This window comes from Alcanivorax xiamenensis (assembly GCF_009846745.1).
GTDB lineage: Bacteria > Pseudomonadota > Gammaproteobacteria > Pseudomonadales > Alcanivoracaceae > Alloalcanivorax > Alloalcanivorax xiamenensis.
Map to the genome: position 1 here is coordinate 118669 of NZ_AQPF01000009.1, position 16017 is coordinate 134685.

Sequence of the window (16017 nt, forward strand, 5' to 3'; positions counted from 1 at the left end):
CTAGCGGCTCAGGGAGGCGCGGAGCGTGGCGGTGCCGGACTCATTGCCGGGTCCCAGCTCCAGGGTGCCCAGGTTCAGCCCCTGGTCCTCGAGGAAATGCAACCAGATCAACACCGCATTGGCGGGCTGGTCCTCCAACTGAATACGCACCGAGCGGTTACCATCCGGGGTGAACCCCTGCAGGGTCAGGCCGTGATTCTGCGCCGAGCGACTGATTTCACTGACCCAGTTATCACCGAAGGCACTGCTCTTGTCGCGATTATCGTTCTGGCCCCGGGCGGCGCGTACCGCCGGCGCGTTCAATTCAATCCACTGCCGTGTTTGCTCATTGGCGACGTAACGCTGACGGGCGGATTCCCGTGCATTCCAGACCGGCTGCCAGATCAACCAGTAAATCAGGAACAATACGACAACCGCACCCAGTAACTGCAGAATGGTCTGCTCCCGGGGCTCCCTGGAGGCATACCATTCAAAGGCCGGCTGCAACCGTTTGTTCATCTGGGTCCGGGCTTGCTCTATATGCTGTTTCATCCGGCCTGCTCCACCCGAATACGCGCGGTAACCCCATTGGGGCCGTTGCGATAGTTGGCGATGGACGCGTTAACGCCTTTTTCCCGTAATGCGGTTTGCAGTTTCTCCAGGTCGGCGTATTCCTTGGCACCCAGATCCAGCAGCAGGTTGCCCTGACGCTCATCGAATTGCAGCCGTTTGGGCTCCACCTTACTGGCGGACAGCACCGCGGCCACCGAAGGCAGCACCTGGAACAACCGGGCATTGCCCGTGGCGCCACCGCCATTGGAAAGACGGGCCAGACGGGCCTCGAACTGCCGTCGCAAACCGGCGGTGGCCCGGTCCCCGGGGAACAGGCTCTGATAGAGTTTGCCGGCGTCGGCGAAGGCCTGATCGGCGGCCCGTTCATAGCGCCAGGTCTGGACACCGAGCGCCACCAGAGAGAGCACGAACACCGCCGCGGCCAACCCCAACACCGGTTTCCACGGGGCCCATGGAGAAGGCGCGCCCCGGCGATTCTGACGCGGCGCCAGGGCCCCCTGCAGAATTTCCACCGTACCGGCCTCGTTAATGCCGTCCCGAAGTTGCTGAAACAGCGCGGTGGGAGAGTCCACACGGGCCAGAGGCTGTTCCGGGTCATTCGGCGCGGGTTCCGCGGCAGCGGTGATGTCTTCCTCGTCCGGAGCCGTGCACAGCGCCATCAGTGAGCTGAGCTGGGCCTCATCGGCGTAACTCAGAGCCCGTTCGCGATCCAGTACCAGCGTCTGGCAACCAGGTATCGCCACCGCCACAGGCGCGGCGCGGGACAACACATCCCCCAGGGACTTGAGGCTGCTGATGTGCACTTGGGCATCCCTGGCCAGAGTCAGCAGCGCATCCAGCGCCTCGCGGTCCACCACGGTGACCGGGTAGCGGCCGTGATCGCCCTTGCCGGCGGCAAACCAGAGCCGCTCGGGCGCGTCCAGTAGCTGCTCCTCCAACAGAAAAGGCAGCACCCTTTGCAGGTGACGCGCCTGCTTCCGGGACAGATTGACATGGGTGCACAGGGCATCGGCGCCGCCGATGACGATCCGCGCACCGCCGCCCCGCAGCGCCTCCAGAGCCTGCGACAGACTGCCCTCGCTGACCGGGTCCGCCGGCGATTCCTGGTACAGCGCCGGGCTTTCGGCGAGTCCATTACGGAATGCCCCCGGGGCCAGATAAATCAGTGCTGTGGCCACAAATTTCGTCCTTTTCCGTTGTGGGAACAGGGTTTCTGTTCTCTGCCCGTTTTCACCACCCGCGCCACCTTTGCCGGTCAGCCATTCGGGTTCAGCTCCACGGTATTATTGCTTTCGTTTTCCGCATTGTAGAAGGGATTGCAGGCCGGTTCGAGGGGGCTCAGCAGTGGCGTTACCTGACGGCTGAACACCCGGGTTCCATCCGGCCCGCCCTGGGAGGAACGGCGCAACCGGCTGACCAGGCGGCTGACCTGCCCGTCCACCTCCACATCCACCATGATCTGAAAGTATTCGCTGCCCACCGTCAGCATGCCTGACAGATTCTGTTTTTGCTCGTCTTCCAGGGACGTAAACGGGGCCAGAGCCATGACGTCCTCGACATTGGCGATCGGCCCTTCCTCGCGCAAGGCGATTACCGCTTCGGCGGCGTCGTTGCCCGCCACGGTCCCCAGTACCGCGTCCAGCACTGGCCGCGGCGCGGTGTTGACGTTCAGCTTGGTACCCGACGGCAACGCGGTGAACAGCCCCCACATCATCATGTCAGGAAACAGATCCTCGACGGTGAAGCTGCGCAATGCCCGCAATTCGGTTTCATGCGCCACCGCCATGTTGGGTGTGCGGCGGGAGCGGTACTCGGTGTCTTCCGCGCCTTCCACGTTGTCCACGATGTTGTTGGTATCAATCCAATCGGCCATTTCATTGGACAGCAGAGAAGCCTTGTTCGGTTCCGGCAGCAGTTGCTCCAGCAATCGCCGCAAGCGCTCGCGGTTATCCTCATTGCGCTCAAACCCGGGACCGCTGGCGGTGCCCAGCCAGTTAAGGTTGAACCGGCCTTGCAGGTCCTGCACCGAGGCACTGAGGATGGCGTCTTCATAGGGCGTGGCGGGCAGTTCCACCGCCCATTGTTCTTCCACGCAGTCGTCCACCATGGCGTTGTTGCGCTTGTCGTCCTCGAGATCGTCGATCAGACCCTGCGTGGCCACGACTTCCACCGCCATGGCGTATTGATAACGCTTGTCCCATTGCAACAGATTGTCAGCGCGGGTGCGGAAACGATCCTGGCGGAACATCACTTCCGTGGCCACGGCGGCGAGGATCGCGAACAGCATCAACACGATAATCAGCGCCATGCCACGTTGGCGTCGCGGGCTCATCGAGGTCACGCCCATGGATTCACCACGGTGCGGAAGAAACGGTGCAACACGTCGCCACTTTCCAGTTCGACACTGATTTCAACGCTGCGCGGCAAACGCTGCAGCCAGACCGGCTGGGTCGCCACGTTCGGCTCGGGCCAGAATTCCAGCCATTGCCATTCACCCTGGTCGTTCTGATCCAGGTAGCGCACGGTGAACCGCTTGACGTTGTCGATCAGAATGTCTTCCTGATACTCCGTGGCCACGGTGGTGTCGAGTACCGGCCAGTAGCGCCGGTACAAAGTACCGTTCTCGAAAACGTAGATGACCCTCTGCATCTCGCTACGGCGGCGCAGTTGGAAGGGGTTGGACCAGCCCAGGCGAGTGAACTCCACGTACTGCTCGGTGCCGATCATGGCCGGCTGGTAGTCGCCATAGCCATCACGAACAGGGCGGGAAATAAGCTGCTCGAAATCGAGGGTGAGATAGGTCGCCGCGCGCTGGCTGTTTTCCATCTCGGCGGCGCCTTCCGCCAGTTGCTCCCGGCTGTCCAGCGCATTGCTGAGAAACTCCACCGCCACTATGTACATCATGGCGAAGATGCCGATCACCACCAGCATTTCCAGCAAGGTAAAGCCACGCTGGCGCATTATCCCCCCGGGTTATTCTGATTGTTCATGGCGGCGGCGGGTTTGCCAATCAGGCTGGCCAGGCTGTACGCCAGCCCCATCTCCTCATCACCGATCAGCGGGCCCACGTCGATATCCACGCGGCGGGTATCCGGATACGGACCGTCGCTGATTTTGGTCTGCACCCACCATTCACGCTCGCCATGTTTGACGCGGTCATCCTGCTCACCGTTTTCCGGCCACAGTTGGAAGGTCTGCATCTCCACCAGCTTGTCCGCCGCGACCATATAAGCGAGCCGGGTATCATCGATGTTGCGATAGGCCACCGCACTGGCACCAAGCGTTTGCCCGAGCGCGATCATCGCCAGGGACAGGACGGCCAGGGCCAGCAACACTTCCACCAGAGTGAACCCGCTTTGCGTTTTCATTCCTCGTCTCGCTTAAGGTTGAACAGACTGCCGGGATCCTCGCTGCTTCGGGTGCGCATCTCACGGATGGTCTGACTACGCTCTTCCTCTTCGCGCACGGCCTCCACATCATCCGGATCGCGAATCTGCCCCAGAGCGGTGAGACGCCGGCGAACTTCCAGATCCGGCTCGTTGATGGCACGGAGTGTGAGCAACACCGGCGTGGTCTCACCACTGGGGAAGAAAAACACCTGGGGTAATGGCTCTGAGCGGGCCTCTTCATCCTTCTCGGACTGCTCTTTGTCCAGCAGCCCGATACCTCCGGAGAACTTGCTGTCATCCACCAGACGCTCCGCCACGTCCCCGAGATTCACTGGTGTCACCCGGTCATCGTCGTCGCGCTCCAGCTCCTCCACTTCCCACAGCAATTCGATGCCCTCGGGCAAGGACTCGGCACTCAGGCCGTTGCCCTCCGCCGGGCGGAATACACGCGCGCCCACATCGTATTCCACCGGAGTCCAGCCGCGGTCAGTAAAACGCATCGCCATCAGCCTGCCGGAAAACAGGCTTTGCTCGTTGAGCAATACCAGTTGGTCCGTGAGTTTGGCCACATTGGTGTCCAATTGACGGCCGTCATCGGTCCACACCGGCACCACCAGCACGGCCAGCGACAGCAATGCCATGAGGCCGATAACCACCAGGATTTCCAGCAGGGTGAAACCGCGCTGCATGCGCATGACAGATCCTTCCGGCCGTCGGTCGCCGACGCTAGTTGCTGCTTTCGCGCCAACTGATGTCGGCGTCCACGCCAGTGCCGCCTTCGGCGCCGTCCGCGCCCAGGGAGTAAAGATCGAAGGGACCGTCCACACCCGGACTCAGATAGACGTAATCATTGCCCCAGGGGTCTTCGGGGATCTGCGGGAGGTAGCCCCCTTCAGGCCATTTTTTCGCCGACGCCGGACGCTCCACCAGAGCCCGGATACCTTCCTCGGTACTCGGATAACGACCGTTATTGAACTTGTACATGTCCAGCTGCTGGACAATGCGGGACATATTGGTCTTGGCGATATCGACCTTCGCTTGCTCCCCCTGGCCGATCACGTTGGGCACGATCATCGCCGCCAACAGGCCGAGAATCGCCACCACCACCATGATTTCCAGGAGGGTAAAACCGCGCTGGTTCCGTCGCTTGGTTTTCATCTGTTCACCTTCTTTACGTTGTCGAGCATCTAGGAAAAAAGGGATTATCCCGCCATGAAGTTGTTCATCTGCAAGATCGGCAGCATCACCGCCAGGACAATCATAATCACGAATCCCGCCATCACCAGCAGCATGATCGGCCCCAGCAGCCCCACAAGAGTACTGACCGTACTATTGAGCTCCCGTTCCTGGTAATCCGCTGCCCGGGTGAGCATATGATCCAGTTCGCCGGACGTTTCACCACTGGCGATCATCTGCACCAACATGGGTGGGAAAAAGCCACTCTTGTCCAGCGCACGGCTGAGGTTGCCACCTTCGCGCACCCGTGCCGCCGCATTCTTGACTGCCTCGCGGATGGCCAGATTACCGACCACCTGGGCCGCGATGAACAGAGCGTCCACCAACGGTACGCCGGAACGCCCGAGAATCCCCAGTGTACTGGCCAGGCGGGCGCTGTCCGAAGCGCGCAGCATGGTCCCCACCAGAGGGGTATTGACCAGGCGCCGATGCACCCGCAGACGGAATGCCGGTTCACGCAAGGCACGGGCAAACAGCACAATGGCCGCGATGATGGCCAGTATCACCAGCCAGCCCCAATCGCGGGAAAAATCACTAAGCCAGATCACCACCTCGGTGATGGTGGGCAACTTCTGATCGCGGTTTTCGAACACCGCCACCATTTTCGGCACCACGAAGGTCATCAGGAAGGCGATCAACACCATGGAAAAAACCATGATGAAGGCCGGGTAGATCATCGCTTGTGATACCGACCGGCCGGTGTCATGACGGGTTTCCAGATAATCGGCCAGTTGCTCGAGTACCTGCTCCAGATGCCCGCTCTGTTCACCGGCGGCCACCGTCGCCCGGTACATCTCCGGGAACGCTCGCGGGAACTCCGCCAAGGCGCGGGCCAGACTGAAGCCCTCCAGAACCTTGGCGCGTACCGCCATCATGATCCGTTCGACGCGCGGGTTGGCGGCCTGCTTGGCCACCGCGGAGAGCGCCTGTTCCACCGGCAGGCCGGATTTCAGCAATGTGGCCAACTGGCGTGTTACCAGGGCCTGCTCGGCGCTCTTGAGCTTGTTGGAGCCCCCGGAGAGGCGTAGTCCGCCCTGCCCGCCGCGATCACGGGTTTCCACCACTTCCAGCGGCACCCAGCCTTTATCACGCAACTGTTGACGGACCTGGCGGGCACTGTCGGCCTCGGCGGTGCCTTTTTTGACTTTGCCCCGGTGGTCCAGGGAACGATATTCAAACGCGGGCATGATGGTGACCTGTTACTGCGTACCCAAAGGCGCAAAGTGCGGGCACTGTCACCGCAAACCATGACCGTTGCATGACAAACTCTTGCCGGCCGTCTTCGATTACTCGAATTACATACTTCACGACATGTCTCCATGCGCCTTTCCGGCGTCTTATTGGAAGCGACGAATCAATCTTCCCGAGTGACCCGCAGCACTTCCTCGATGGTGGTTTCTCCGGCCAGCACCTTGCGCCAGCCGTCATCACGGATGCTCGGCGTCAAAGTGCGGGCGTGACGGGCCAGCTTCAGTTCGCCGGCGCGATCATGAATCAGCTGACGCATGGGCTCATCGATGATCACCAGCTCATAGATACCGGTACGTCCGCGATAACCTTGGTGGTTGCATTTTTCACAGCCCACCGGGCGATACAGGGTCGCCTCCTGGTCCGCCGCCAGCCCCATCATCTCGCGCTCGCTCTCGGTGGGTTGATGGCCTTCCTTGCAATCATCGCAAAGCACTCGCACCAACCGTTGAGCCAGGGCTCCAAGCAAGGAGCTGGAGAGCAGGAAAGGTTCGATACCCATGTCCTGCAAACGGGTCACCGCGCCCACCGCTGTATTGGTGTGCAGGGTGGAAAGCACCAGGTGACCGGTCAGGGACGCCTGCACGGCGATCTCCGCGGTTTCCAGGTCCCGGATCTCCCCCACCATCACCACGTCCGGGTCCTGACGCAGGATGGCGCGCAGGCCACGGGCGAAGGTCATATCCACCTTGCTGTTGACCTGGGTCTGCCCTATCCCTTCCAACTGATATTCGATCGGGTCTTCCACGGTCAGGATATTGCGGGTGGATTCGTTCAGCTCGGTGAGGGATGCGTACAAAGTGGTGGTTTTACCGGAACCCGTGGGCCCGGTGACCAGAATGATGCCGTGGGGTTTGTGGATCAGCTCGCGCATGCGCGCGTCACACACTTCCCCCATGCCCAAGTGGGATACCTGCAGGCGACCGGCCTGCTTGTCCAATAAACGCAGCACCACCCGTTCACCGTTGCTGGAGGGCATGGTGGATACCCGCACATCCACATCACGGCCACCCAGGCGAAGGGAAATCCGACCGTCCTGGGGAACCCGTTTCTCAGCGATATCCATGCGCGCCATGACCTTGATGCGCGATACCAACAGTGGCGCCAGTTCCCGCTTCGGGGTCAGCACTTCGCGCAGCACACCGTCCACGCGCATGCGCACCACCAGGCGGCGTTCGAAAGTCTCGATGTGGATATCGGAGGCGTTCTCGCGGATGGCTTCCTGAAACAAGGCATTGATAAGGCGAATGATGGGAGCGTCGTCTTCCTGCTCCAGCAGGTCGGAGGTTTCCGGCAGAGAATCCGCCAGGCTGGCCAGGTCCAGGCCTTCCAGGTTATCGGCGGCTTCCGCCGCGGCACCGCGCTGCTGTTCATAGGTCAGCGCCATGGCGGTGCTGAACGCCCCTTCATCCAGCGTCACCACCGGGGGCAAGGTGCCCAACCAGCGTTGCACCTCGGACAAGGCGGAGAGGTTCGCGCCACGACGACAGCATAACTCCTGGCGCCCTTCCCTCTCCCTAAGCAACACGCCAAAGCGGCGCGCGAAACCATAGGGCAACAGCAAGGGGCCGTCCTGCATTTCTTCCATATCGGCCGGTTGCCGTTCTTCGGTGCCTTCCAGGACTGCTTCGCTCATGGTCAATACCTGTTCATTAACGTCTCCACAATCTCCCGATTCGCCTCCGAGAGATCCAGGAACTGGAACCCCCCGTGATATTCAGAAGGACCGGTTCCTTGCTCACTCCACACCACCCGGGCGTCGAAGCTCATGGTGTTCACGTCTCCGATGCGATCCGGAAGCACCATGCCCAGTTCCCAGTGCTCGCCCGGCGCCGCTTCACGGCGCATGGCCAGCCGGAACCCGCCCAGGCTCAGGTTGGTCAGCCTGCCCACATTACCACCGGTGCCGCGATCAAACACCACCAATTCCCGAAACATCTGTTTACGGGGATGTTTGCGACGCTCCGGGCCACGCATCGGTTCCTCGCCATGGCGCGGCCGCAGCACGAATACCGTTCCGGTGAACGGATCGTCCTGGCGACACACCGGATTGGCGTGGACCCGCAGGTATTGAGGCGCTTCCTCGCTGCCGCTTTCCAGGGTCAGATCACCTTCCCAGGCTTCCCCTTGTGAGCAACGGGCGAATATGGGGCTATCCTGCCAGCTTGCGTTGCTGTCGTCACCTGCGGCGATAGGCAGCACTTGCGTAATCGGCAGGCTCAATAGCGAATCCCGCTCGCGATCCAGCAACGCACAGGCGGACGCGTTGCAGAAACTGACCACGCCGTCGGCGTCGGTGCCGATGACGGCATCCCCCAGCGCCTGCAGCAAACGCTCGTTCTCGTCCTTGAGGCGCTTCATCTGCACCACCGCTTGCCGCAGGCGCCAGCGCTGACGATCCAGTTCGAGGAAGACATTGACCTTGGCTTCCAGGATCTGTTCATCCACCGGTTTGAACAGGTAGTCCACCGCCCCGTGCTGATAGCCCTTGAAGACGTAACTCTGGTCTTTGGAAATGGCGGTGACAAAAATGATCGGGATATGCCGGGTGCGACGATTCTGTCGCAGCAACGTGGCGACCTCGAAGCCATCCATATCCGGCATCTGCACATCGAGCAGAATCAGGGCGAGATCATGCTTGAGCGCCCATGCCAGAGCCTCGTCACCGGATTTCGCCATGATCAGGTTCCGGTCCTCCCCCTCCAGTACCGCCTCCATGGCGACCAGGTTCTCATGACGATCGTCCACCACCAGAATATTCTGTTTCTTCATGTCACAACCCAACCAGATAGTCCGCCAGGTACGGGCCGATCCGTTCCAGATCAAGCACCTCCCGTGCCGCGCCTTTTATTATCGCCGCCTCTGGCATCACCGGCGCCTCGCTACTTTGCGGTGACTGCACCAGAGTATGGCCGCCGCGCCGACGGATATAGTCGAGACCGTCGGAGCCATCATCGTTGGCGCCGGTCAGCAGCACCCCGACCAGCGCCGAGCCGTAGGCGTGGCCGGCCGAGAAGAACAGTTCATCGATGGACGGCCGGGAAAAGTGCACAGGCCGATAGGTGGAAAGTGCCACGGTGTCATCCTCGCTGACCAGCATGTGGTATCCCGGCGGTGCCACGTAAACGTGACCGGGCAGAATCTCCTCTTTGTCCTCCGGGGACCGCATCGGCAAGGTGCTGTAGCGGGACAGCAGCCATGCCAACCGGTTATCGGCGCTGGCGTGCTGATGCTGGACCAACAGTACGGCCGCCGGAAACCGCGACGGCAAACCGGCCAGAATCGTGGAGAAGGCGTTCAACCCTCCCCAGGACGCCCCCATCACTACCGCCTTCACCGCCCGGCCCATGACGCCCACCCGGCACGGCGCCCACGGGCTTGCCGGTATCGTGTCATTGCCACCCGCTCCCTGTCCGCCATGCCTCCTGTCTGCTGATTTCAGCCGTCCCCCCGCTCACGCTGCATACGGGCCTTCTCCGCCTCATAGGCCGCACGGTGAGCCTGGGCTTCCTTCAGTTTGGCGAGCAAGTCCCGGCGTTGCCGGTCCAGCTCCAGGAAGAAATTGACCTTACTTTTCAGAATCAGCGGGTCCAGCGGTTTGAACAGGTAGTCCACCGCCCCGGCCTGATAGCCCTTGAAGACGTACTTTTTCTCCTTGGAGATGGCGGTCACGAAAATAATGGGAATGGTCTGGGTGTCCTTGCGCTGACGCATCAGCTCCGCCACCTCGAAACCGTCCATGCCTGGCATCTGCACATCCAGCAGCACCAGTGAAATGTCTTCCCTGAGCATGATTCTCAAAGCGGCCTGACCGGACTCGGCCTTGAGCAACACCCGCCCTTCCTCCTCCAGAATGGCTTCCAGGGATACCAGATTGGCGGGTTGGTCATCGACCAAAAGCAGCTTCTGCTCGATCATCACTCTTCTCGGTTTAGGCGTTATGTGGGATCTGTCGCTTACGGAAGATGCGCAGCGACTTGTTGATCACGTCGAAGGCATCTTCGTTACCACTGAAACGCAGGCTTTCCTTGGTCCCCAGGCAGAGGAAACCGCCCAGATCCAGGCTGTCGTCGAACAGGCGGATCACCCGTTCCTGTAACGGCCGGTCAAAGTAGATCAGTACATTCCGGCACAAAATCACGTGCATCTCGCCGAACACCTGGTCCGTCGCCAGATCATGATCGGCAAAAACGATGTTGCGCTTTAGCCTTTGTTCCATGATCACGCTGTCGTACCGTGCCGTGGCGTATTCCGACAACGACTTGCGGCCACCGGCCCGGCGGTAGTTCTCGGTATACTGCTTGAAGGCGTCGATCGGGTAGATGCCTTTCTTCGCCGCCAACAGCACGTTCTTGTCGATGTCGGTGGCATACAGCATGGTCCGGTCGTAAAGCCCTTCCTCCTCCAGCAGAATGGCCATGGAATAGATTTCCTCGCCGGTGGAGCAACCGGCATGCCAGATCTTGATGAACGGAAAGGTTTTCAGCACCGGGATAACGTCCTCGCGGAAGGCGCGATAGAACTCGGGATCCCGGTACATTTCGGTCACATTGACGGTCAGATCGTTCAGTAAAGTGACGAAGAACTGCCGATCCCGCAGCACCCGCTCGGTCATTTGCGTCACCGATGGGAAACCCGACATGGTCAACCGGTGCATCACCCTGCGCCGCATGGACGCCCTGCTGTAGGCGCGAAAATCGTAGCCGTAGAGCTGGTAGATCGCCTCCAGCAGCAGGCGAATCTCAATGTCCTCGATTTGAATCTGATCATCGTCGATCACGTCCATGGACTGCTGCACGACATGCCCTCCTAGCGATGCAGCCAGACCCGCATCAGCGAGGTCAGCTTGCTCATGTCGATGGGTTTGGAGCAGTAGTCATTGGCGCCCGCCTCCAGGCACTTGGCCCGGTCATCCTTCATCGCCTTGGCGGTAAGGGCAAGAATTGGCAAGGAGGCGAATCGGGCCTGTTGGCGGATATGCCCCATGGCCTGATAGCCGTCCATCTCCGGCATCATGATGTCCATCAACACGATGTCGGTTTGCGGTGAGGCTTCCAGGGCTTCGACCGCCTCACGGCCGTTGTTGGCGATCTCAATATCGAACCCGAGCTCCTCCAATTGAGCCGACAACGCGTAGATATTGCGCATGTCATCATCCACCAGCAGCAACCGTTTGCCCTCGAAAATGTCGTCGCGGTGCTCGATCAGTTCCGGATTGCCACGCCGATGGCTCGGCAGCGTTGATTCCAGCCAGTGCAGGAACAATGAGGCTTCGTTGAGCAACCGCTCGTGAGACCGCTCGGTCTTCAGAATGATGCGGTCCGCGTACTTGCGCAGCTTGGCTTCTTCTTCCCGGGTCAAATCCTTGCCGGTGTAAATCACCACCGGCAGTGTCTCGTTCTCGTCGCCTTCGTGCAGACGTTCCAGCAACTCGAAGCCAGTCATGTCCGGCAGGGTCAGATCCAGGATCATGCAGTCGTAGACCCGTTCGCCCAGTGCCGCCAATGCCTCCTCGCCGCTGGTTACCGCGGTAATCTCCACGCCTTTCTGATCGAACAGCTCGCGGATACTGGCGTGCTGTGCCTCGCTGTCTTCCACCACCAGGAGGCGGCGAACATTCTTTTCGATGGCCTGCTCAATGGTGCCGAACGCGGCCAGCATTTGCTCCTGGCTGACCGGCTTGGTCAGGAAGTCAATGGCACCGAGATCCAGCGCTTTCTTGCGCTCATCCTTACCGGACAGGAAGTGCACCGGGATGTCCTGGGTGCGCGGGTCGGCCTTGAGGCGCTCCATTACTTCCCAGCCATCAATCCCCGGCAAACCGATATCCAGAATGATGGCGCTCGGGCGGTAGCGGCTGGCGTATTCCAGACCGCTTTCGCCGTCCATGCAGATATGGCTCTCCAGTCCGTAGTCCGCGGCCAGATCCACCAGCACATTGGCGAACTCCCGATCGTCCTCCACCACCAGCACGGTCTTCTCCCGGACCACATACTCCTCCGCTGACGGCTCCATGGCGAGGGGGGTGGTAGGCGCCGTGTGAGCCTCGGCGTTGGCCCCCACGTCCATACTCTCCTCCAGGGCCGCCTCGACGCCCAGCGCCTCGCCTTCCGGCAAATACAGAGTGAAGGTGGCCCCCTGCCCCAGCCCATCACTGCGCAGGCCGATTTCCCCGCCCAGCAGGCGGGCCAGCTCCCGGGAAATGGTCAGTCCCAGTCCGGTGCCGCCATATTTTCGGCTGGTGGTGCCGTCGGCCTGCTGGAAGGCCTCGAAGATCAACTTCTGCTTGTCCTCGGCGATGCCCACCCCGGTGTCGGTGACGGCGAAACACAAGGTGCCTTCACGCTCCAGAGTCCGTCCGGGAATGCGCTCGTCCTGGGCGGGACGCCCGATGGTCAACGTCACGCCGCCTGTGTCGGTGAACTTGAGGGCGTTGGAAAGCAGGTTCTTGACGATCTGCTCCAGACGCTGCTTGTCCGTGTAAAAATGCGGCGGCACGTCCTCCTGAATCACCACGTTGAAACCCACGCCTTTATTCTCGGCCACATGGGTGAAATGCCGCTGGAAGTAGTCGGAGACGTCCCGGGGTGTGATCTCATCGATCACCACATCCATTTTGCCTTCCTCGATCTTGGAGATATCGAGAATGTCGTTGATCAGCGATAGCAGATCGGAGCCGGCGGAATGAATGACCTGGGCATGCTCCACCTGCTTCTCGTCCAGATTGCCTTTCTTGTTCTGCCCCAGGGCGTTGGACAGAATCAGGATCGAGTTGAGCGGTGTACGCAACTCATGGGACATGGTGGAGAGGAACTCGGATTTATACTTGGAGGACAGCTCCAGCTCCTTGACCTTGTCTTCCAGCTCCTCATGAAGCGTCTCCAACTCGGTATTCTTGCGCGACATCTCTCCTTTTTGCTCACTGAGCATGCGCGCCTGGGCCTCCAACTCCTCATTGGTCACTCGCAATTCTTCCTGCTGCGCCTGCAGGGACTCTTCCGATGCCCGTAGCGCCTGGGTTTGCGACTCCAGTTCCTCGTTAATGGCCTTGAGCTCTTCCTGTTGCTGCTGCAGGCGCGATTCCGACGCCGCCAGTTCGGAGGCCTGACGCTCCAGATCCTGATTGGCCCGGGCCATCTCCTCCTTCTGCTGACTCAACTCCTTGGCCTGCTCCTGGGTGCGGGTCAGCATTTCCCCCAAACGCAACCGGCTTTGCGCGCTATGCAATGCCACTCCGATCAGTTCCACCCCTTGCTCGAGGAACGTCAGATCATCATCCTCAAAACGTCGGAAGGAGCCGATTTCCAGCACCCCCTTGAGCTCTTCCTCATGGAAGATGGGAATTACCATCAGATTACGGGGCACCGCGTTGCCCGTGCCGGAGGACACCAGGATGTAATCTTCCGGAACCTCCTCGAGAATGATGGGCTTGCCTTCCAGTCCACATTGGCCGACCAGGGATTCCCCCAGAGCGAAGTCATTGGCCAGATGCTTACGGCGCTGCATGGCGTAGGCTGCCCGCATGTACAGGCGCTCGCGCTCCACATCGAAGGTATAAAAAGCGCCGATCTGAGCGTTCAAGGTGGGAATCACATAACCCAGCAAATTGCTGCCAAGCTTGTCGATGGCCATGTCGCCCCGCATCAGATCCCCCAATTGGGAAAGCCGGGTTTTGATCTGCTCCTGGCGTTTTTCGTCCTCGATGCGATGTTTGATTGTGTCCCGCATCTTGCGGATGGCACGGATCAGATGACCGGTCTCATCCCGGCTTTCACTCTGAATCGCCGTATCCCAGTTGCCGTTGGCGATGCTGTCCGCGGCTCCCGCCGCATCCTCCAAGGGGCGCGTGATCGAGCGCGTCACCCTCAAGGCGATCCAGCCCAGCAGAGTAAAGGCCATCACCCCCAGTGCCAGCCCGATCATCTGGGTGCTGCGGTTGTCTTCACGGCTCCGCAGCAGAGTGCCACGGAAGGCCTCATAGCGCTTTGCCTGGAATTCGTCCTGCGTCTGCTTGAGCTGCCGCTCCAGCAGCTCCACCCGATCAAGCCAGGCGTAGCTGTTCACCAGGGTCATGGGGTCTTCAATCAGCGCCTGGGCGAGCCCCGTTGCCTCGTTCAGATAATCGATGAAGGACATGCGGATCTTGTCCACGTCATCGGTCAGTGCCGGATCCAGCCGGTCGATATCACCAAGCCGTTCCAGAAACTGGTCCGAGCGCACCCTGGCCTCATCCAGCGGCCGCTCGTCGATCTGGGCGATGGCCGTACTGTAGGCGTCGGCGATCCCCACGAACTCGAGATTGTTGGCGTTCACCAGCTCCAGCACCGGGAAGTCATGGTTCTCGATGCGGCTCAAGTGATCAATATTGGTCGCGGCGATATAGTAGCTGTACAAAAAGTAAGCCAGAAAAAGCACAATCCCCAAAACCGCCACGGCGAGAATCTTCAGCCGGACGGACAGATTCTGAAACCACCTCATTAACGCGTCCCCATGCGTGCCTACAGGCGCTTTTGTTGTATTCCCCCCCAAAACGGGAATAAGACTAAATTCGTAGGCTAACAGAAAGGACGAAAGGGCCAAACCCTAAGCGGAGCTCGGCCCGTGCGAGGGGCAAAAAACGAGATATGGCGCACACTTTTAGCCCGAGGGAGGTGTCAGAAAGGGAGTCGCGGGAGCGTGCGCTGGAAGCCTGGCCAAATGGCTTTCAGGGACTTGTAGACGGGGGCAAGGTTATCCGTCGCAGCAAACCTTCGCTAAGGCTGTTCGGGCCCAATATATTTTTCTTCTTTACTCTCATGAATGCCTGGCTTGGGGAAAAGGGTTGCCGGCTTGCCATTGTCCGGCACCAAATACATAGGTTTGCGGTCTTTCAGCGGCATAGCCAATGCCAGTCCCCTAAGCTCTGGAGAGTTTTGATAGTGCATGCCACTACTGAATGCGTATACATCACGTCTGATAATATCCGCCATTAATTCCGCGATACATGGCATTCCACTGGCAGTATTACCAGCATTACAACAATAGAGCCAAACATTCGCATTTTTACGCATGTTGCCTGGAGTAAGGCCGAATACATTTGACAGATCGACATTCGTTCCGGCCCAAGCGTTCTCCCCGACAAAAATAGCCTGGCTACTTGCGTGGCCAAAAAAGTAAACACCGCTGACAACACGAGCCAAAAGAGGCGGTGTTTCCGGGGCAGCCCCTTCGATGGCCGCTTTGAACTCCTCAAAATTCGTCACCGGAGTTACCAGAGTTTCAGCGTTCTCTTGCTCTTCAAGCTCCCTGGCCTTGGTTTCCGCTGCCCACTGAAAGACTTTTCCGGCATTTTTTCGGATACCAGGCTCGCCATACATCAATACATAAAAAGGCCTGACATCAACTTTAACTACCGCCCTTTGGGTATTGGCCGTGACAGAAGTCCTTGATTGTCCTACTTGCACATAGTTTGCCATCGTTTGGTCCCTGTGCTATTCGTCACCCTTCAAATCTGAAGCCAGGCCATCTCTACAGTTAGCAGTTCGGGAAATAGCCTCTACAGAAAACGTCCTAACCGGAAAACAGAAGCGACAGCGGTGAGTATTTAACAAGT

At 59.8% G+C, this 16017-nt stretch carries 15 protein-coding genes; all 15 read right to left on the minus strand.

Going from position 1 to position 16017, the window contains the following annotated elements:
* The 15 genes from A6D6_RS08570 to A6D6_RS08640 all read right to left on the minus strand — a co-directional run bounded on the left by A6D6_RS08570 (position 1) and on the right by A6D6_RS08640 (position 15880).
* Positions 1–531: a type II secretion system protein M gene (locus tag A6D6_RS08570; protein ID WP_159660485.1), complete on the minus strand. Its 531-nt coding sequence runs from the start codon at positions 529–531 to the stop codon at positions 1–3.
* Positions 528–1730: a type II secretion system protein GspL gene (gene gspL / locus A6D6_RS08575; RefSeq protein WP_159660486.1), complete on the minus strand. Its 1203-nt coding sequence runs from the start codon at positions 1728–1730 to the stop codon at positions 528–530. Before gspL ends, A6D6_RS08570 begins: the two co-directional genes overlap by 4 nt.
* 77 nt (positions 1731–1807) lie before the next feature.
* Entirely contained in the window at positions 1808–2899 is a 1092-nt protein-coding gene (gene gspK, locus A6D6_RS08580; protein ID WP_133490795.1) for a type II secretion system minor pseudopilin GspK, read from the minus strand.
* Complete coding sequence (gene gspJ, locus A6D6_RS08585; protein WP_159660487.1) at positions 2890–3513, minus strand: type II secretion system minor pseudopilin GspJ; 624 nt, start codon at positions 3511–3513, stop codon at positions 2890–2892. Before gspJ ends, gspK begins: the two co-directional genes overlap by 10 nt.
* Positions 3513–3920 (minus strand): type II secretion system minor pseudopilin GspI, encoded by a 408-nt coding sequence (gspI, locus tag A6D6_RS08590; RefSeq protein WP_133490793.1) that lies wholly within the window; start codon positions 3918–3920, stop codon positions 3513–3515. Before gspI ends, gspJ begins: the two co-directional genes overlap by 1 nt.
* The gene (locus tag A6D6_RS08595; RefSeq protein ID WP_159660488.1) at positions 3917–4636 is read right to left on the minus strand and encodes a prepilin-type N-terminal cleavage/methylation domain-containing protein; all 720 of its coding nucleotides are present in this window, start codon (positions 4634–4636) and stop codon (positions 3917–3919) included. Before A6D6_RS08595 ends, gspI begins: the two co-directional genes overlap by 4 nt.
* A gap of 31 nt (positions 4637–4667) precedes the next feature.
* The gene (gene gspG / locus A6D6_RS08600; protein WP_159660489.1) at positions 4668–5099 is read right to left on the minus strand and encodes a type II secretion system major pseudopilin GspG; all 432 of its coding nucleotides are present in this window, start codon (positions 5097–5099) and stop codon (positions 4668–4670) included.
* A gap of 44 nt (positions 5100–5143) precedes the next feature.
* Positions 5144–6364: a type II secretion system inner membrane protein GspF gene (gene gspF, locus A6D6_RS08605; protein ID WP_133490790.1), complete on the minus strand. Its 1221-nt coding sequence runs from the start codon at positions 6362–6364 to the stop codon at positions 5144–5146.
* 167 nt (positions 6365–6531) lie between these two features.
* Positions 6532–8013: a type II secretion system ATPase GspE gene (gene gspE, locus A6D6_RS08610; RefSeq protein WP_133491005.1), complete on the minus strand. Its 1482-nt coding sequence runs from the start codon at positions 8011–8013 to the stop codon at positions 6532–6534.
* Between the two features lie 50 nt (positions 8014–8063).
* On the minus strand, positions 8064–9197 hold the full coding sequence (locus A6D6_RS08615) for a response regulator (protein ID WP_201303735.1): 1134 nt from the start codon (positions 9195–9197) through the stop codon (positions 8064–8066).
* Between the two features lies 1 nt (position 9198).
* Positions 9199–9774 carry a chemotaxis protein CheB gene (locus A6D6_RS08620; RefSeq protein ID WP_133490789.1) on the minus strand — a complete coding sequence of 192 codons (576 nt, stop codon included), beginning with the start codon at positions 9772–9774 and terminating at the stop codon, positions 9199–9201.
* Positions 9775–9863: 89 nt separating this feature from the next.
* Positions 9864–10343, minus strand: coding sequence for a response regulator (locus A6D6_RS08625; protein ID WP_159660490.1), 480 nt, complete (start codon positions 10341–10343; stop codon positions 9864–9866).
* Between the two features lie 13 nt (positions 10344–10356).
* Entirely contained in the window at positions 10357–11211 is an 855-nt protein-coding gene (locus A6D6_RS08630; protein WP_159660498.1) for a CheR family methyltransferase, read from the minus strand.
* A 23-nt stretch (positions 11212–11234) separates the two neighbouring features.
* Entirely contained in the window at positions 11235–14903 is a 3669-nt protein-coding gene (locus tag A6D6_RS08635) for a response regulator (RefSeq protein WP_159660491.1), read from the minus strand.
* Between the two features lie 275 nt (positions 14904–15178).
* Positions 15179–15880 (minus strand): hypothetical protein, encoded by a 702-nt coding sequence (locus A6D6_RS08640; RefSeq protein ID WP_159660492.1) that lies wholly within the window; start codon positions 15878–15880, stop codon positions 15179–15181.
* Positions 15881–16017: the final 137 nt, after the last annotated feature.